This window comes from Citrobacter sp. Cf072 (assembly GCF_030334485.1).
Classification (GTDB): Bacteria; Pseudomonadota; Gammaproteobacteria; order Enterobacterales; family Enterobacteriaceae; genus Citrobacter; species Citrobacter freundii.
Genome location: NZ_JAOWDX010000045.1, coordinates 572,299 through 589,442, shown reverse-complemented (window position 1 = coordinate 589,442; position 17,144 = coordinate 572,299). Strand labels below are relative to the sequence as shown.

Genomic DNA, 17,144 nt, shown 5'->3' with positions numbered 1-17,144 from the left:
ACTTACCACCGAAACAGACGCTAAACCATAAGTCAAAATTAACCATCACATTAGCTTATGGCGAAAAACAGCCAGATCGCCAACAGAATAAAACTCCATGTATGTAGTAATAAATTAGAATAACAAACAGAGATAAGCGCAAACTTACAGCACCAATCCACATTAAATGTGGAAAAAATGTCAAAAATGGCGTTATGAAAAAAACGTGATATTAAAAAAACTAATGCGAAAAAAGGCGTGGAATTAGATTATTTCAAATGAGAGAAGCACCCCGGCGCGCAGGCCGGGAGAGGAAAGTGTGACGGGTCTCAAACTCTTAAGATTGTCCTTACGGACACTAACGTAACCACTCGGGAAGATCGTTCAGTCCCATCGCCTGACGGATGAGTTGTGGTTTTACGCCCGGGAGGGTATCGGCCAGTTTCAGCCCAATATCGCGTAGCAGTTTTTTCGCCGGATTCTCGCCTGCAAACAGTTCACGGAAACCCTGCATCCCTGCCAGCATCAGCGCTGTGCTGTGCTTACGGCTGCGCTCGTAGCGGCGTAAATAGAGATACTGCCCAATATCTTTACCCTGACGTTGTAGCCGCTTAAGTTCATCGATCAGCTCCGCCGCATCCATAAAGCCAAGGTTAACCCCCTGACCCGCCAGCGGGTGGATGGTATGCGCCGCATCCCCCACCAGCGCCAGACGATGGGCGGCGAACTGACGGGCATAACGTCCCGTCAGCGGAAACGCCTGACGTTCGCTTTCAAGGCTGCACAGCCCCAGACGATTATCAAAAGCGATATTCAGCGCCTGATTAAACTCGTCAACGCTTGCCTGCTGCATACGTTCTGCTTCCTGCGGCGAGAGCGACCAGACGATAGAACACAGGTGTGGATCGCTGAGCGGCAGGAATGCCAGGATCCCCTCGCCGTGAAACGCCTGACGCGCAACCGCACCGTGCGCTTCCTGCGTACGGATAGTCGCCACCAGCGCTTGATGACGATAATCCCAGAAGGTGAGCGGAATATCCGCTTTGTTGCGCAGCCAGGAGTTAGCACCATCAGCACCAACGACCAGGCGGGCCGTCAGCATTGCGCCATCTTTCAGGGTCAGAAATGCTTCGTTCTCACCCCAGGCCACCTGCTGTAATTCAGCAGGTGCCATCAGCGTAATATCCGCTGAACGCTGCGCCTTTTGCCACAGCGCATAATGAATCTCTGAGTTTTCGACAATGTGCCCCAAATGGCTGTAGCCCATCCTCTGGTCATCAAACGCAATACGCCCAAAGCTGTCTTTGTCCCAGACTTCCATGCCGTGGTAGCAGCAAGCGCGACGGGCAACAATGTCGGACCAGACGCCAAGACGGGTAAGCAGTTTTTCGCTGGCGGCATTAATGGCCGAAACACGAAGCTGAGGAGGTGCATCCGCCGCCAACGGCTGCGGAATATGTTGTTCTAATACAGCAACGCGCAACCCGCTGCCCTGTAAGCCGCAGGCAACCGCCAGTCCTACCATGCCGCCACCAACAATTGCTACATCAACACTTTGCACTGTTTGCTCCTGAAAATAGGACAATCAAAAACCGTAGGCCGGATAAGGCAAAGCCGCCATCCGGCATCAATTCCGCGACATTGCCTGATGGCGCTGCGCTTATCAGGCCTACTTCTTTAATTCGGCCTACAGGTTATATTTAGCGCGCAACCCAGCCCAGGGTCCGCTCCGCCAGCGCATCGCGCGCAGGGGGGAATAATTCCATCGCCATCAGCCCGGCATTACGCCCAACAACCAGCGGGGCCCAGTGATTGGCAAACAAATACACTAAATTATTGGTCACACCAATCGTCGTATCACGATCGCTCTCGCGGCGCTGCTGATAGCGAGCCAGCACCGCATAATCACCCACATCTTCCGCGCCGTTTTCCGCCTGCGTCAACGTCTCAGCCAGGCTCATTACGTCACGCAGGCCCAGGTTGAAACCTTGCCCGGCAATGGGATGCAGCGTCTGGGCGGCGTTCCCTACCAGCACGGTACGATGGGTAATCGCCTTCAGCGCTGTAGTTAACGAAAGCGGATAGGCGCTGCGTTTACCGGCCTGGGTAATACGTCCCAGTCGCCAGCCAAAAGCGGTTTGTAGTTCACGACAAAACTGTTCGTCAGACCAAGCCATAATCTCATCACGCTGCTCCAGCGGATGGCACCACACCAACGAGCAGCGACCGTCAGACATCGGAAGCATTGCCAGCGGACCATATTGCGTGAAGCGTTCAAACGCTCGCCCGTCGTGCGGTACAGAGGTCGTAACGTTGGCAATTACCGCCAGTTGCTCATAAGGCTGTTGCAGCCAGTCAACACCGCAGGCGGTAGCCAGTGCGGAGCGCGTACCGTCGGCGGCCACCAGCAGGCGACCATCAATCATTTCGCCATTTTCCAGCGTAACTTCTACGCGCTCCTGCGTGCGCGACACGCTGGCTACGCGATCGGGGCAGTGCAATGTGACGCCCGGTGCTTTGCGCAGCAGCGCAAACAGACGCAGCCCGACGTCGTGCAGTTCTACCACCTGGCCCAGAGCCGGAATACGGTATTCCTGCGCATCCAGCGTCACAAATCCGGCATGACCGCGATCGCTGACGTGAACCGTTTTAATGGCCGTTGCGCAATCGGCAATCGCCTGCCATACGCCAATTCGCGCCAGCTGTTGGCAGGTTCCTGCCGCCAGAGCGATCGCCCTGGCATCAAACCCGGGATGGCGGTCAGTTTCAGGTTCGCTCGCTTCTATCAGATGAACCGGCAGAGTCCCATGGCTGAGCTGAGAAATGGCCAACGCCAGCGTCGCGCCAACCATACCACCACCAACGATAATCACGCTCATTGCAGTCGCGCCGCAGCCATTAATGCTTCAATGTCATCCGCTTTCTTCACTACGCTGGCGGTCAGGTTTTCATTGCCGTCCTCGGTGATGAGGATGTCATCCTCAATACGAATGCCGATACCACGATAAGCCGGCGGTACATCGGCGTCCGGCGCGATATACAGTCCCGGCTCGACGGTGAGCACCATTCCCGGCTCAAGAATACGTGAACGGTCCTGACCATAAACGCCGACGTCGTGCACATCCAGCCCAAGCCAGTGGCTTAGACCATGCATAAAGAATGGGCGATGTGCATTTTCGGTAATCAACTGATCGACATCACCGTGCAAAATACCGAGTTTCACCAGACCCGTAATCATGATGCGCACCACTTCACCAGTGACTTCCTGAATGGACGTTCCGGGACGATACAGACGCAGGCTGGTTTCTAAGGATTCCAGCACGATATCGTAGATTTCACGCTGTGCTGGGGTAAATTTGCCATTTACCGGAAAGGTACGCGTAATGTCGCCCGCATAGCCTTTGTATTCACAGCCAGCGTCGATCAGCACCAAATCGCCATCGCGCATTTCACTTTCATTTTCGGTGTAATGCAGGATACAGCCATTTTCACCGCTGCCGACAATCGTGTTATAGGACGGATAACGCGCACCATGGCGGGTAAATTCGTGGTGAATCTCCCCTTCTAACTGGTATTCAAACATTCCCGGACGGCATTTTTCCATCGCACGGGTATGCGCCAGCGCCGTGATTTCTCCGGCACGACGCATGACCGCAATCTCTTCCGGTGATTTGAACAGGCGCATCTCATGCACCATTGGACGCCAGTCGATAATCGCGGCAGGTGCGTGCAGATTTTGTCTGGAGCCTTTACGCAGTTTATCCAGTGCCGTGCACACAATCTCGTCGGCCCAGGCATATTCGCCCTGCGCGTGGTACACCGCGTCCAGGCCATTGAGCAACAGGTGCAGCTGTTGGTTGATTTCACTGAAGGCCAGCGCTCGGTCAACGCCAAGTTTTGCCGGGGCAGCATCCTGGCCCAGACGGCGACCAAACCAGATCTCCGCCGTCAGATCGCGAACCCGATTGAACAAAACGCTATGGTTATGAGTGTCATCGCTTTTAATCAGCACCAGCACAGCTTCAGGTTCGTTAAAACCGGTGAAGTACCAGAAATCACTGCTTTGGCGGTACGGGTATTCACTGTCCGCGCTGCGCGTCGCTTCAGGCGCAGCAAAAATCAGCGCGGCGCTGCCGGGCTGCATTTGTGCCAGTAAAGCCTGGCGACGACGCTGGAATTCTTGCTGAGATATCTCGCTCATCACACTCTCCTTTGCGTTTCGTTCTTAGTGCAGAGTCGGTTTACGGACTTCCGGTGCAGTCGGCTGCTGACGCGTAAACGTGTCATGACACAGCAAAGCGGCTACGCGCACGTATTCGATGATCTCTTCGAGCGACATTTCCAGCTCTTCCTGATCTTCGTCTTCGTCATACCCTAACTGCGCGATATTGCGCAGGTCGTCAATCGCTTCCCCGGTTTCGCCGGTTACTTTGTCGAGCTTCGGCTGCGTGACGCCAAGGCCCAGCAAAAAGTGGTTTACCCATCCCGCCAGCGCATCAGCGCGATCGAACACGCTGACGTCATCCCCTTCAGGCAGATAAAGCTGAAAAAGGAAGCCGTCGTCTTCGAGGGCATCGCTGGTGGCAGAGTGCATTTTCAGCAGCGCCTGAGCCAGCTCGTGACCAAAGGCCAGGCCTTCGTTCGTCAGGTCGTGCAACAGCGGCTGCCATGAGCTGTCGTTGTTTCCACCACAAATCATTCCGCTTATCAAGCCGTGCATTTCGGCCGGGGTTAATCCAGCCCCTTGTTGGTTCAAAAACTGGCTAACTTCGTTGTAACCAGGCATTTCGTTCTGTATAGACATAAGCATTCGTCATCAAAGGGAGGAATATTCATGGTATGCTACCACTTTGGACCCTGGTGGACCAGAAAAGGGCTTGTATCTTGATACCAGGGTAGCTATAGTGTCGCCCCTTCGCGGACCCACGGTCTGGAGACGAAGGCAGCGCAGTCAATCAGCAGGAAGGTGGCATGTCTGCACAACCCGTCGATATCCAAATATTTGGCCGTTCACTGCGAGTGAATTGCCCGCCTGAACAAAGGGATGCGTTGAATCAGGCTGCGGACGATCTCAATCAGCGATTGCAAGATCTGAAAGTTCGCACTAGAGTCACAAATACTGAGCAGTTGGTTTTCATCGCCGCGTTGAACATCAGCTATGAATTAACTCAGGAAAAAGCGAAGACGCGTGAGTACGCGGCGAGCATGGAACAACGTATTCGGATGCTACAACAGACCATCGAACAGGCGTTGCTTGATCAGGGTCGCATAACCGAAAAAACGGGCCAAAACTTTGAATAACACTTTTCGGTTTACTGTGGTAGAGTGACCGTGAAGACAAAATTTCTCTGAGATGTTTGCAAGCGGGCCAGTCCCCTGAGCCGATATTTCATACCACAAGAATGTGGCGCTCCACGGTTGGTGAGCATGCTCGGCCCGTCCGAGAAGCCTTAAAACTGTGACGACACATTCACCTTGAACCAAGGGTTCAAGGGTTACAGCCTGCGGCGGCATCTCGGAGATTCCCTTCTACCTGGCAACAGCCATGACATTACTTTCTGAACTCCCTTTATCCCGGCAAGAAATTCGTCAACTGATTCGGCAGCGTCGTCGTGCGCTTACCTCCGAACAGCAACGACAATACGGTCAGCAAGCCGCGACCCGAATGCTCAGCTTTCCCCCTGTTGTACTCGCTCATACGGTGGCAGTATTCCTCTCGTTCGATGGCGAACTCGATACCCAGCCGCTAATAGATCAGCTGTGGCGAGCGGGCAAGCGCGTTTATCTTCCGGTTCTTCATCCCTTCAGCGCCGGTAATTTGCTGTTCCTGCACTATCATCCGCATAGCGACCTGGTAACCAATCGCTTAAAGATCCAGGAACCACGACTTGATGTACGTGACGTATTACCGCTGTCACAGCTGGATGTACTGATTACGCCGTTAGTGGCGTTTGATGAATATGGGCAACGCCTGGGCATGGGCGGCGGATTTTATGACCGCACGCTACAAAACTGGCAGCAGCATAAGATCCAGCCCGTAGGCTACGCGCACGATTGTCAGCGAGTAGAAAAGCTGCCTGTTGAAGAATGGGATATCCCGCTACCTGCGGTGGTGACGCCATCAAAAGTATGGGAATGGTAGCTTTTTTGTCGATTGACAGCGCCGTTTTTTTAAACTAACTTTCTCGGCGAAGGGTGAGGGAGGCGAGCCTCCCTCCTGCGTACTCTCTGTTAATATGCTGGCGAAGCGATGATTAACAGGATCAGCAGCATGATGACGTATCTCATCATCGTCCCTTTCCTTTTTAAAGCCCCTGCTTCGGTAGGGGCTTTCCCGTTTCAGCACGATGCTGAGCCCCTATCGTAAATTCCTTTTATTGATGTACAACGCAGAGCGCAGCCTTTAATTACCAATTGCGGCAAGGGTCGAAAACGGAATGCATGCGTTACACAAAGAGATAGTAAGGCAGGAAAATCAGAGGAAAGATGGGCAGGTCAACCGCCTGCCCATGTAGAGGAAATCAGTACAGCAGACGAGCACGAATAGTACCCGGGAGGGCTTTCATCGCCAGCAACGCTTTCTCTGCCACATCTTCATCCGCTTCAATATCAATAACCACGTAACCTACCTGTGCGGAAGTCTGCAGATACTGTGCGGCAATGTTGACGCCCTGCTCGGCAAAAATCTGGTTCAGCGCGGTCAGTACGCCCGGACGGTTTTCGTGAATGTGCATCAGACGACGACCGCCGTGTAGCGGCAGCGAAACTTCCGGGAAGTTAACTGCAGACAGCGTAGAGCCGTTATCGGAATACTTGGTCAGTTTCCCAGCCACTTCCAGACCGATGTTTTCCTGCGCTTCCAGCGTTGAACCACCAATGTGCGGCGTCAGGATCACGTTGTCGAAATCACACAGCGGCGAAGTGAAAGGATCGCTGTTGGTTGCCGGCTCGGTTGGGAATACGTCGATTGCCGCCCCTGCCAGGTGCTTGGTCGCTAACGCGTCGCACAGCGCAGGAATATCAACAACCGTACCACGTGCGGCGTTAATCAGCAGCGCGCCTGGTTTCATCAACGCAATCTCACGCGCGCCCATCAGATTTTTGGTGGAGGCATTTTCCGGTACGTGCAAACTGACCACGTCGCTCATATTGAGCAGGTCGGAAAGATGCTGCACCTGCGTGGCGTTGCCGAGTGGGAGTTTATTTTCTATATCATAGAAATAGACATGCATCCCCAGCGATTCCGCCAGAATGCCTAGCTGAGTACCAATGTGGCCGTAGCCGATGATCCCCAGTTTTTTGCCACGCGCTTCAAAGGAGCCGGTAGCCAGTTTGTTCCACACGCCGCGGTGTGCTTTGGCGTTCGCTTCGGGTACACCGCGTAGCAGGAGAAGCAGTTCGCCAATCACCAGTTCCGCAACGGAACGCGTGTTAGAGAATGGCGCGTTAAACACGGGGATCCCGCGCTTTGCCGCAGCGGTCAGATCAACCTGGTTGGTGCCGATACAGAAGCAGCCAATCGCGACCAGTTTCTCTGCGGCGTCAATCACATCTTCAGTCAGATGGGTACGGGATCGCAGGCCAATGAAGTGGGCATCACGGATGGACTCTTTCAGTTGTTCAGTGTCCAGAGCACCTTTGTGAAACTCGATGTTGGTATAACCTGCTGCACGAAGGCTTTCGAGTGCTTTTTGATGCACGCCTTCTACCAGCAGAAATTTAATCTTATCTTTCTCCAGTGATACCTTTGCCATTTCCCCGACCCTGTCTTTTTTTGTTCAAACTGATGTGTTGTGTGTGGGATTTTCATCCGCCTCTTCAACATATCAAAAAATAATATTGCGGCAATATGAACGTTTGCGTCGCCGTGCTGAAGAAATGTCATTCAGAGAGAAATGTCAGAGGAAAATACTGGCGATAACTTTTTCTTTGGAGAGATCGGCAGGACAATATTATAAACGTGACACAAGTCACCAAATTTGCCCTGCCAAAATTTTTTTAACGGGAGAAGACACTCCCATCAGATCATTTTACGATAGTTTTCACGCCGTCTGGGGTACCGATCAGCGCGACATCCGCACCACGGTTGGCAAACAGACCGACGGTTACCACGCCCGGAATCGCATTGATGGCGTTTTCCATGGCCACGGCGTCAAGGATCTCCAGACCGTGTACATCAAGGATCACGTTGCCGTTGTCCGTCACTACGCCCTGACGATATTCAGGACGACCACCCAGCTTCACCAACTGGCGAGCCACAGCGCTGCGCGCCATTGGGATCACTTCAACCGGCAGCGGGAAGTTGCCGAGAATGTCGACTTCTTTGGACGCATCCGCGATGCAGATAAATTTCTTCGCCACGGAAGCAATGATTTTTTCACGGGTCAACGCTGCACCGCCGCCCTTGATCATCTGCATATGGCCGTTGATTTCATCCGCGCCATCAACGTATACGCCGAGACTATCAACTTCGTTAAGATCGAACACGTGGATGCCAAGGCTTTTGAGTTTTTCGGTTGAAGCGTCCGAACTGGATACCGCACCTTCAATCTGACCTTTCATTGTGCCCAGCGCATCAATAAAGTGTGCGGCTGTTGAACCTGTACCTACGCCCACAATGGTACCGGGCTGTACATACTGAAGTGCCGCCCATCCTACTGCTTTTTTCAGTTCATCCTGCGTCATGATCGTTTCGCCTGTGGTGTGAATATGGTGGGAAAATTCACGCGCATTATAGAACATTGTGCAGAAAAATGTCCCCACACCCGCTCGCAAGCAGCGGATTTCGTCTTTACCCAACCTAAATTTGTGTCATAGTGCAGAACAAGCAAAATTTTCAGGAGTGCGTCAAAGCAATGAAACGTCCGGACTACAGAACACTACAAGCACTGGATGCGGTTATTCGTGAACGAGGATTTGAGCGCGCGGCGCAAAAGCTGTGCATCACGCAATCCGCGGTTTCACAGCGCATAAAACAGCTTGAGAATATGTTCGGACAACCGCTGCTGGTGCGTACCGTACCACCACGCCCAACCGAACAGGGGCAGAAACTACTGGCACTTTTGCGTCAGGTTGAACTGCTGGAAGACGAGTGGCTGGGTGATGAACAAACCGGATCGACGCCGCTGCTGCTCTCACTGGCAGTGAACGCCGACAGTCTGGCGACCTGGTTGCTTCCGGCGTTAGCCCCGGTACTGGCCAATTCACCGATTCGGCTGAACCTGCAGGTTGAGGATGAAACGCGCACCCAGGAACGTCTGCGTCGTGGTGAAGTGGTCGGTGCGGTGAGTATCCAACATCAGGCGCTGCCAAGCTGTCTGGTGGATAAACTTGGCGCGCTGGACTACCTGTTTGTTGGCTCCAAACCTTTCGCCGAACGTTATTTCCCTAACGGCGTCACCCGCTCCGCCCTGCTGAAAGCCCCGGCGGTAGCGTTTGACCATCTTGATGATATGCACCAGGCGTTCCTGCAACAAAACTTCGACCTGCCGCCGGGCAGCGTGCCGTGCCACATCGTTAACTCGTCTGAAGCCTTCGTCCAGTTGGCGCGTCAGGGCACCACCTGCTGCATGATCCCGCACTTACAGATTGAGAAAGAGCTCGAAAGCGGCGAGCTGATCGACTTAACGCCAGGTCTGTTCCAGCGTCGGATGCTGTACTGGCACCGTTTTGCGCCGGAAAGCCGCATGATGCGCAACGTTACCGACGCGCTGCTGGAATACGGGCACAAGGTGTTGCGTCAGGATTAAACCGTTTATTGCTCCAGAGTGCCGGATGGCGGCGTAACGCCTTATCCGGCCGACAAGCCTTTACCCTCTATTCATGCTATTCCCGCCACGTCTTTGAAATAAATCACAAAATCAAACACGCCATGCGGCAAAAAACGACGCCCTGTTGGCTATTTTTTGCTGGCGACAAGCCAAATGAAAAAGCTCACCGTATCCGCAAAGATTCAACTTATTGCGTAATACGGAGCAAAAAATGGCAAACGTGCAGGAGTGGCAAATACTCGCTAATAAAGAATTCAGTCGACGGGAAAAAACCGTCGAATCGCTGGAAAGACAGACGGCGGAAGGAATTGCCATCAAGCCGCTGTACACTGAAGCGGACCTCGATAATCTGGAAGTCACGGGCACTCTTCCCGGCCTACCGCCTTACGTGCGTGGCCCGCGCGCCACCATGTATACCGCGCAGCCGTGGACCATTCGCCAGTACGCTGGTTTCTCTACCGCCAAAGAGTCCAACGCCTTTTACCGCCGCAACCTCGCCGCCGGGCAAAAAGGACTTTCCGTCGCCTTTGACCTTGCCACCCATCGCGGCTATGACTCTGACAACCCGCGCGTGGCAGGTGACGTCGGCAAAGCGGGCGTGGCGATCGATACTGTCGAAGATATGAAGGTGCTGTTCGACCAGATTCCGCTGGATAAGATGTCGGTATCAATGACCATGAACGGCGCGGTGCTGCCGGTACTGGCGTTTTATATCGTGGCTGCAGAAGAACAAGGCGTAACGCCGGAGCAACTCACCGGGACCATTCAGAACGATATTCTGAAAGAGTACCTGTGCCGCAATACCTACATTTACCCGCCAAAACCTTCAATGCGCATCATCGCCGACATCATCGCCTGGTGTTCCGCCAATATGCCGCGCTATAACACCATCAGTATCAGCGGTTATCACATGGGGGAAGCCGGGGCGAACTGCGTCCAGCAGGTGGCGTTTACGCTGGCTGACGGCATTGAGTACATCAAAGCCGCGCTGTCTGCCGGGCTGAAAATTGATGACTTCGCGCCGCGCCTGTCATTCTTCTTCGGCATCGGCATGGATCTGTTTATGAACGTCGCCATGCTGCGTGCGGCTCGCTATTTGTGGAGTGAAGCAGTCAGCGGTTTTGGCGCAAACAACCCGAAATCTCTCGCTCTGCGTACCCACTGCCAGACCTCCGGCTGGAGTCTGACCGAGCAGGATCCTTACAACAACGTGATCCGCACGACCATTGAAGCGCTCGGCGCTACGCTTGGCGGCACCCAGTCTCTGCATACCAACGCCTTTGATGAGGCGCTCGGGCTACCCACCGATTTCTCCGCCCGCATCGCGCGTAATACACAGATCATCATTCAGGAAGAGTCAGAGCTCTGCCGCACCGTCGATCCGCTGGCCGGATCGTATTACGTCGAGTCGCTCACCGATCAAATCGTGAAGCAAGCGCGCACGATCATCAAACAAATTGATGAGGCAGGCGGCATGGCGAAAGCGATCGAAGCCGGGCTCCCTAAACGGATGATCGAAGAAGCTTCCGCGCGCGAGCAGTCGCTGATCGACCAGGGTAAACGCGTTATCGTCGGCGTGAACAAATACAAGCTGGATAAAGAAGACGAAACGTCGGTACTGGAAATCGACAACGTGAAGGTGCGAAACGAGCAAATTGCCTCGTTGCAGCATATCCGTGCAACTCGCGACACAGATGCCGTCAATGCCGCACTCGCGGCGCTGACCCACGCCGCGCAGCATAATGAAAATCTACTGGCCGCCGCCGTTAACGCCGCCCGCGTTCGCGCCACGCTTGGTGAGATCTCCGACGCGCTGGAAACCGCTTTTGACCGCTATCTGGTTCCCAGCCAGTGCGTCACCGGCGTGATTGCGCAAAGCTATCACCAGTCCGACAAATCCGCCGATGAGTTCGACGCCATTGTTGCGCAAACCGAACAGTTCCTCGCGGAAAATGGTCGCCGACCGAGGATCCTGATCGCCAAGATGGGCCAGGATGGTCACGATCGCGGCGCGAAAGTGATCGCCAGCGCCTACTCCGATCTCGGCTTCGATGTCGATCTCAGTCCGATGTTCTCCACACCAGAAGAGATCGCCCGTCTGGCGGTAGAAAACGATGTGCATGTAATAGGCGCATCGTCACTGGCGGCAGGTCATAAAACGCTGATCCCGGAACTGGTTACCGCGCTCAAAAAATGGGGGCGTGAAGATATCTGCGTGGTAGCAGGAGGCGTTATTCCGCCACAGGATTACGCCTTCCTGCACGAGCATGGTGTGGCTGCCATTTATGGCCCCGGCACGCCAATGCTCGACAGCGTCCGCGATGTGTTAATCCGTATCAGTCAGCATCATGATTAACGCCGCCACGCTTGAGGATACCGTCCGCCGCTTGCGGCTTGGCGAGCGGGCTACGCTCGCCCAGGCAATGACGCTGGTCGAAAGCAGCCACCCGCGCCACCAGCCGCTGAGTACGCAGTTGCTGGACGCAATTATGCCGTTCACCGGTAACGCCCTGCGTTTGGGGATAACCGGTACGCCGGGCGCGGGCAAAAGCACCTTTCTGGAAGCATTCGGCATGCTGTTAATCCGTCACGGATTACGGGTGGCGGTGATCGCCGTCGATCCCAGCAGCCCGGTCAGCGGCGGCAGCATTCTTGGCGATAAAACCCGCATGACGGAGCTGTCTCGCGCCGAATCTGCGTTTATTCGCCCGGTCCCTTCCAGCGGTCATTTAGGCGGAGCCAGCCAGCGCGCCCGCGAATTAATGCTGTTGTGCGAGGCGGCTGGCTTTGACGTGGTGATTGTAGAAACCGTCGGCGTTGGGCAGTCAGAAACTGAAGTCGCAGGCATGGTGGATTGCTTTATCTCCCTGCAAATCGCTGGCGGTGGCGACGATTTGCAAGGCATCAAGAAAGGTCTGATGGAAATGGCGGATCTGGTCGTCATCAACAAGGACGACGGTGAGAACCATGCCAGCGTGGCCATCGCCCGCCATATGTACGAATCCGCCCTGCATATTCTGCGCCGTAAATATGACGAGTGGCAGCCGCTGGTTCTGACCTGTAGCGCTCTGGAAAAACGCGGTATTGAGGAGGTCTGGCAGGCGATAACCGACTTTAAAACGTGCCTTACTGCCAGCGGTCGACTGGAAAAAGTTCGCCAGCAGCAGGCGGTGGACTGGTTACACCAGCAGGCTGAAGAAGAAGCCCTACATCTGCTGTTTGCGCGGACTGATTTCGACCGCTATTTCCAGCAGACGCTACAGGCTGTCAAAAACAATGATCTGTCGCCGCGCACCGGTCTGCGGCACATCAGCGAATTTATCCAGCATCATTACTTTAAATAAAGAGAACATTATGTCTTATCAATACGTCAACGTGGTCATCATCCAGAAAGTCGCGGTTATTGAGTTCAATTACGCCCGCAAGCTCAATGCCCTGAGTAAAGTGTTTATTGACGATCTGATGCAGGCGCTGAGCGATCTCAATCGTGCGGACATTCGCTGCATCATTCTGCGCGCTCCGAGTGGAGCCAAAGTTTTCTCCGCCGGGCATGATATTCATGAACTCCCGACCGGACGTCGCGATCCGCTCTCCTATGACGATCCGCTGCGTCAGATAACCCGCATGATCCAAAAATATCCAAAACCGGTGATCTCTATGGTTGAAGGCAGCGTCTGGGGCGGCGCATTTGAGATGATCATGAGTTCCGATCTGATCATCGCCGCTGAAACATCCACCTTCTCGATGACCCCGGTCAACCTCGGCGTGCCGTATAACCTGGTCGGCATCCACAACCTGACTCGCGACGCCGGTTTTCACATCGTGAAAGAGCTGATTTTTACCGCTTCGCCGATTACCGCTCAGCGTGCGATGGCCGTCGGGATCCTCAACCATGTGGTTCCTGTAGACGAACTGGAGGATTTTACTCTGCAAATGGCGCACCACATCTCGGAGAAAGCACCACTGGCGATCGCAGTCATTAAAGAAGAGCTGCGCGTGCTGGGTGAAGCGCACACCATGAATTCCGATGAGTTCGAGCGCATTCAGGGCATGCGCCGCGCGGTGTACGACAGCGAGGATTATCAGGAAGGGATGAACGCGTTTATGGAAAAACGTAAACCTAATTTTGTCGGCCATTAATCACGTCTGAGGAAGGAGACGGCCATGAAACGGATGAGCGCCGAACAGGCGGCAGAAATTATCCAGCACGATGATATGGTGGCGTTTAGCGGCTTTACCCCCGCGGGTTCGCCAAAAGCGTTACCCACCGCAATTGCCCAACGCGCCTGCGAACAGCATCAGAACGGACAGCCTTTTCAGATCCGCCTGCTGACCGGAGCATCAATTGGCGCCGCCGCTGATGACGTACTATCCGCGGCGGATGCCGTTTCCTGGCGTGCGCCTTATCAAACGTCATCGGGCCTGCGCGACAAAATTAATCAGGGCCAGGTGAGGTTTGTCGATCTCCATTTGAGCGAAGTGGCGCAAATGGTTAATTACGGCTTTTTTGGCGAGATCGATGTTGCCGTCATTGAAGCCTCAGCCATCGCGCCGGATGGCCGGATTTGGCTGTCCAGCGGTATCGGTAATGCCCCCACCTGGCTGCTGCGGGCGAAAAAAGTGATCATTGAATTGAATCATTACCATAATCCGCGTGTGGCGGAGTTTGCCGACATCGTGATACCCGGTGCGCCGCCGCGGCGTAACAGCGTACCCATTTTTCATACCATGGATCGCGTAGGCAGTCAGTGCGTACAGATAGACCCCAAAAAGGTGGTTGCGGTGGTGGATACCGAACTGCCCGATGCAGGAAATGCATCGGATAAAACCAATCCGGTCAGCCAACAAATTGCCGATAACGTAGTCTCTTTTCTGCTGGCAGAAATGGCGCACAAACGCATTCCAGCTGAGTTTCTGCCCTTACAAAGCGGGGTGGGCAATATCAACAACGCGGTAATGGCTCGACTGGGCGAGAACCCGGATATCCCGCCCTTTATGATGTATTCGGAGGTGTTGCAGGAGTCGGTGGTGCATCTGCTGAAAACGGGCAAGATAACCGGTGCCAGCGCCTCCAGCCTGACCATTTCAGCCCCGTCGCTACAGAAGATTTACGACAACATGGACTTCTTCGCCAGCCGGATTGTATTGCGCCCGCAGGAGATCTCCAATAACCCGGAAATCATCCGTCGACTGGGGGTTATTGCGCTCAACGTCGGTCTGGAGTTTGATATCTACGGTCATGCCAATTCCACGCACGTTGCGGGGGTGAACCTGATGAACGGCATCGGCGGCAGCGGGGATTTCGAGCGCAACGCCTACCTGTCTATCTTTATGGCGCCGTCGATTGCCAAAGGCGGGAAAATCTCAACCATCGTACCGATGTGCAGCCATGTCGACCACAGCGAACATAGCGTTAAAGTGATCGTGACCGAACAAGGGATTGCCGATCTGCGTGGGTTATCTCCGATGCAGCGGGCGCACACGATTATCAATAACTGTGCGCATCCGCTTTACAGAGATTACTTGCACCGCTATCTGGAGAAAGCACCCGGCGGGCATATCCATCACGATCTCAGCCATGCATTCGATCTGCATCGCAACCTTCTCGAAACAGGCTCGATGCTAGGTTAACTTGCACTACCGTCACGATCTTCAGCAATATGCTGGAGCATGGTGGCGGTATAGCGATGATTTTTCAGCGAATAGAGAAACTCCTGCATATACATGGGACTGCCGGGCGCGTCGAAATATTTCAGCGTCGACGGGTTCACCAGCCGCCAGGCGAAGTGAGGGATCACCGTCAAAAACTGCCCGCGCTCCACCGCGCTAATCTTCGCCATAAAGCTGTACGGACGATAGATAATCGTCGGGTTGATCCCGCAGGGTCGCATGTATGCATCCAGCATCGCCTCAAAGTTGGCGCGATTCTGGAAGCGCATTTGCAGCCAGGGCAGCTCGCGCAGCAGATCCTGCGGCTGTTTTTCTTCATAGCGCCGGGAAACGAGAAACCCCAGACGCAGCGGAGGCAGTTCGCTGATCGCCAGATTTTCCAGCTCCTGCACGCGGGGGGAAACGTGCTGCGGCGAGATAATAAAATCCAGTTTGCGATCAAACAGGTTATCAATCACCCCATTCTCACTGAATTCAACGGCCTGAGCCGTCACACCGTCATACTTGTCACCAAGGCTAATCAACTGGTCAAAAATAATCGTCGGGTAGGTATTGTCGATGCCGATAACGATTTCCCGCGAGCGGCGAGAGGCGTTATGGATTTCGTTATCAATGGCAGAGAGGCGCTGATAAACGGGAAATAGCTTCTGATACAGCTCTTGTCCTGCTTTATTCAGGCTGATGTTGTTATCTTTGCGGGTAAACAGCGTATAACCGATTTGATCTTCCAGTGCAGCAATGCTTTTACCGAAGGGCGATGCGGTCATATGTATTTTTTCTGCCGCTCTGGCGATGTTATTGGTTTGCGCCAGCAGAATGAAATTACGCATCTTTTTCGAGATAAAAATATCCATAGCGTCCCCTTAAAAATCGCTATGGCCTATCCTCATTACGGCGAAAAAAAAGACCGGATGTGAAGTCTCATTTTTACAGTTGCTCACAGAAAAAACCCGGCTGGAAAGCCGGGTCTGCAACAATTACTGAGTTTTGGCTGGCGTTGCGGCTGGTTGCCCCGCCGTCGGCTCAATCTGGAAGACGACATCAACCTGATCGTCAAACTGAATAACCGGCTGTTCGTAGGTTTCCTGAGCAGAAGCAGCAGGTGCGGCATCTGCTTTCATCATCCGTACCATCGGGCTAGGCTGATAATTGGAAACGTGGTAGCGCACGCTGTACACCGGGCCAAGTTTGCTATTGAAGCCCGCAGCCAGTTGTTCTGCCTGATGAATAGCATCATCAATTGCCGCTTTACGCGCTTTATCTTTGTAAGCATCCGGTTGGGCAACACCAAGCGATACCGAACGGATCTCATTCAGACCAGCCTTCAGCGCGCCATCGAGCAGAGCGTTAAGTTTGTCCAGCTGACGCAGCGTGACTTCAACGGTGCGCACCGCACGATACCCTTTGAGGATACTTTTACCGTTCTGGTAGTCGTAATCCGGCTGGGTACGCAGGTTGGCCGCGCTAATGTCTTTCTTCGCTATCTGGTTCTGTTCAAGGAAGGACAGATATTGCGCCACGCGCTCATCGGCCTGCTTCTTCGCTGAAGCCGCATCCTTGGCAGCAACGTTCACTTCAATTGCCAGCGTAGCGATGTCTGGTGTCGCATCCACGCTTGCTGTTCCGGAAGTCACGATGTGCGGTCCATTTGGCAGCTCATTTGCCTGTACCGATAGTGCGCTGAATCCGACTAATGCCGCCAGGGCCATTATTTTGAACTTCACG

General features: G+C 54.0%; 15 protein-coding genes and 1 other RNA gene. 8 read left to right on the top strand and 8 right to left on the bottom strand.

The features are described from left to right. Positions 1-337: 337 nt before the first annotated feature. The 4 genes from ubiI to OGX66_RS15180 all read right to left on the bottom strand — a co-directional run bounded on the left by ubiI (position 338) and on the right by OGX66_RS15180 (position 4,783). Entirely contained in the window at positions 338-1,540 is a 1,203-nt protein-coding gene (ubiI, locus tag OGX66_RS15195; RefSeq protein ID WP_286511767.1) for an FAD-dependent 2-octaprenylphenol hydroxylase, read from the bottom strand. 139 nt (positions 1,541-1,679) lie between these two features. Further along, complete coding sequence (gene ubiH, locus OGX66_RS15190; protein WP_049001579.1) at positions 1,680-2,858, bottom strand: 2-octaprenyl-6-methoxyphenyl hydroxylase; 1,179 nt, start codon at positions 2,856-2,858, stop codon at positions 1,680-1,682. Next, entirely contained in the window at positions 2,855-4,180 is a 1,326-nt protein-coding gene (gene pepP / locus OGX66_RS15185) for a Xaa-Pro aminopeptidase (RefSeq protein ID WP_003846386.1), read from the bottom strand. The genes ubiH and pepP overlap by 4 nt, the downstream gene beginning before the upstream one ends. A gap of 24 nt (positions 4,181-4,204) precedes the next feature. Beyond that, entirely contained in the window at positions 4,205-4,783 is a 579-nt protein-coding gene (locus tag OGX66_RS15180; protein WP_003026978.1) for a YecA/YgfB family protein, read from the bottom strand. 167 nt (positions 4,784-4,950) lie between these two features. Between OGX66_RS15180 and zapA the strand changes: the two genes are divergently transcribed. The 3 genes from zapA to OGX66_RS15165 all read left to right on the top strand — a co-directional run bounded on the left by zapA (position 4,951) and on the right by OGX66_RS15165 (position 6,121). Further along, complete coding sequence (zapA, locus tag OGX66_RS15175; RefSeq protein ID WP_003026980.1) at positions 4,951-5,280, top strand: cell division protein ZapA; 330 nt, start codon at positions 4,951-4,953, stop codon at positions 5,278-5,280. A 41-nt stretch (positions 5,281-5,321) separates the two neighbouring features. Beyond that, positions 5,322-5,505: non-coding RNA, 6S RNA (ssrS, locus tag OGX66_RS15170), on the top strand. A 19-nt stretch (positions 5,506-5,524) separates the two neighbouring features. After that, a complete protein-coding gene (locus OGX66_RS15165; RefSeq protein WP_046670315.1) occupies positions 5,525-6,121 on the top strand; it encodes a 5-formyltetrahydrofolate cyclo-ligase in 597 nt (198 codons plus the stop codon). Positions 6,122-6,500: 379 nt separating this feature from the next. Here the strand turns inward: OGX66_RS15165 and serA are convergent, their stop codons facing one another. Both serA and rpiA read right to left on the bottom strand, forming a co-directional pair. Next, positions 6,501-7,733, bottom strand: coding sequence for a phosphoglycerate dehydrogenase (gene serA, locus OGX66_RS15160; protein WP_003026984.1), 1,233 nt, complete (start codon positions 7,731-7,733; stop codon positions 6,501-6,503). A gap of 271 nt (positions 7,734-8,004) precedes the next feature. Next, positions 8,005-8,664 carry a ribose-5-phosphate isomerase RpiA gene (gene rpiA, locus OGX66_RS15155; protein WP_003026986.1) on the bottom strand — a complete coding sequence of 220 codons (660 nt, stop codon included), beginning with the start codon at positions 8,662-8,664 and terminating at the stop codon, positions 8,005-8,007. A gap of 170 nt (positions 8,665-8,834) precedes the next feature. Between rpiA and argP the strand changes: the two genes are divergently transcribed. The 5 genes from argP (at position 8,835) to scpC (ending at position 15,380) form a co-directional block, all read left to right on the top strand. Next, on the top strand, positions 8,835-9,728 hold the full coding sequence (argP, locus tag OGX66_RS15150; protein ID WP_003026988.1) for a DNA-binding transcriptional regulator ArgP: 894 nt from the start codon (positions 8,835-8,837) through the stop codon (positions 9,726-9,728). A gap of 232 nt (positions 9,729-9,960) precedes the next feature. Then, the gene (gene scpA, locus OGX66_RS15145; RefSeq protein WP_286511765.1) at positions 9,961-12,105 is read left to right on the top strand and encodes a methylmalonyl-CoA mutase; all 2,145 of its coding nucleotides are present in this window, start codon (positions 9,961-9,963) and stop codon (positions 12,103-12,105) included. Next, complete coding sequence (gene meaB, locus OGX66_RS15140) at positions 12,098-13,093, top strand: methylmalonyl Co-A mutase-associated GTPase MeaB (protein ID WP_088903080.1); 996 nt, start codon at positions 12,098-12,100, stop codon at positions 13,091-13,093. Before scpA ends, meaB begins: the two co-directional genes overlap by 8 nt. 10 nt (positions 13,094-13,103) lie before the next feature. Continuing rightward, positions 13,104-13,889: a methylmalonyl-CoA decarboxylase gene (scpB, locus tag OGX66_RS15135; RefSeq protein ID WP_003026994.1), complete on the top strand. Its 786-nt coding sequence runs from the start codon at positions 13,104-13,106 to the stop codon at positions 13,887-13,889. Positions 13,890-13,913: 24 nt separating this feature from the next. Further along, positions 13,914-15,380: a succinyl-CoA:acetate CoA-transferase ScpC gene (gene scpC, locus OGX66_RS15130; protein ID WP_088903079.1), complete on the top strand. Its 1,467-nt coding sequence runs from the start codon at positions 13,914-13,916 to the stop codon at positions 15,378-15,380. Here the strand turns inward: scpC and srsR are convergent. Beyond that, positions 15,377-16,273, bottom strand: coding sequence for a LysR family transcriptional regulator SrsR (gene srsR, locus OGX66_RS15125; protein WP_003026999.1), 897 nt, complete (start codon positions 16,271-16,273; stop codon positions 15,377-15,379). The two genes, scpC and srsR, sit on opposite strands and share 4 nt — an antisense overlap. Before the next feature lie 123 nt (positions 16,274-16,396). Next, positions 16,397-17,143 (bottom strand): oxidative stress defense protein, encoded by a 747-nt coding sequence (locus tag OGX66_RS15120; protein WP_003027002.1) that lies wholly within the window; start codon positions 17,141-17,143, stop codon positions 16,397-16,399. Position 17,144 lies beyond the last annotated feature (1 nt).

Bases quoted from the DNA above. Each gene is read 5' to 3' on its own strand.
- meaB (WP_088903080.1), top strand. From the start codon at position 12,098: ATGATTAACGCCGCCACGCTTGAGGATACCGTCCGCCGCTTGCGGCTT.
- OGX66_RS15180 (WP_003026978.1), bottom strand. From the start codon at position 4,783: ATGTCTATACAGAACGAAATGCCTGGTTACAACGAAGTTAGCCAGTTT.
- rpiA (WP_003026986.1), bottom strand. From the start codon at position 8,664: ATGACGCAGGATGAACTGAAAAAAGCAGTAGGATGGGCGGCACTTCAG.
- zapA (WP_003026980.1), top strand. From the start codon at position 4,951: ATGTCTGCACAACCCGTCGATATCCAAATATTTGGCCGTTCACTGCGA.
- srsR (WP_003026999.1), bottom strand. From the start codon at position 16,273: ATGGATATTTTTATCTCGAAAAAGATGCGTAATTTCATTCTGCTGGCG.
- argP (WP_003026988.1), top strand. From the start codon at position 8,835: ATGAAACGTCCGGACTACAGAACACTACAAGCACTGGATGCGGTTATT.
- OGX66_RS15165 (WP_046670315.1), top strand. From the start codon at position 5,525: ATGACATTACTTTCTGAACTCCCTTTATCCCGGCAAGAAATTCGTCAA.
- serA (WP_003026984.1), bottom strand. From the start codon at position 7,733: ATGGCAAAGGTATCACTGGAGAAAGATAAGATTAAATTTCTGCTGGTA.
- pepP (WP_003846386.1), bottom strand. From the start codon at position 4,180: ATGAGCGAGATATCTCAGCAAGAATTCCAGCGTCGTCGCCAGGCTTTA.
- scpB (WP_003026994.1), top strand. From the start codon at position 13,104: ATGTCTTATCAATACGTCAACGTGGTCATCATCCAGAAAGTCGCGGTT.
- ubiH (WP_049001579.1), bottom strand. From the start codon at position 2,858: ATGAGCGTGATTATCGTTGGTGGTGGTATGGTTGGCGCGACGCTGGCG.
- scpC (WP_088903079.1), top strand. From the start codon at position 13,914: ATGAAACGGATGAGCGCCGAACAGGCGGCAGAAATTATCCAGCACGAT.
- scpA (WP_286511765.1), top strand. From the start codon at position 9,961: ATGGCAAACGTGCAGGAGTGGCAAATACTCGCTAATAAAGAATTCAGT.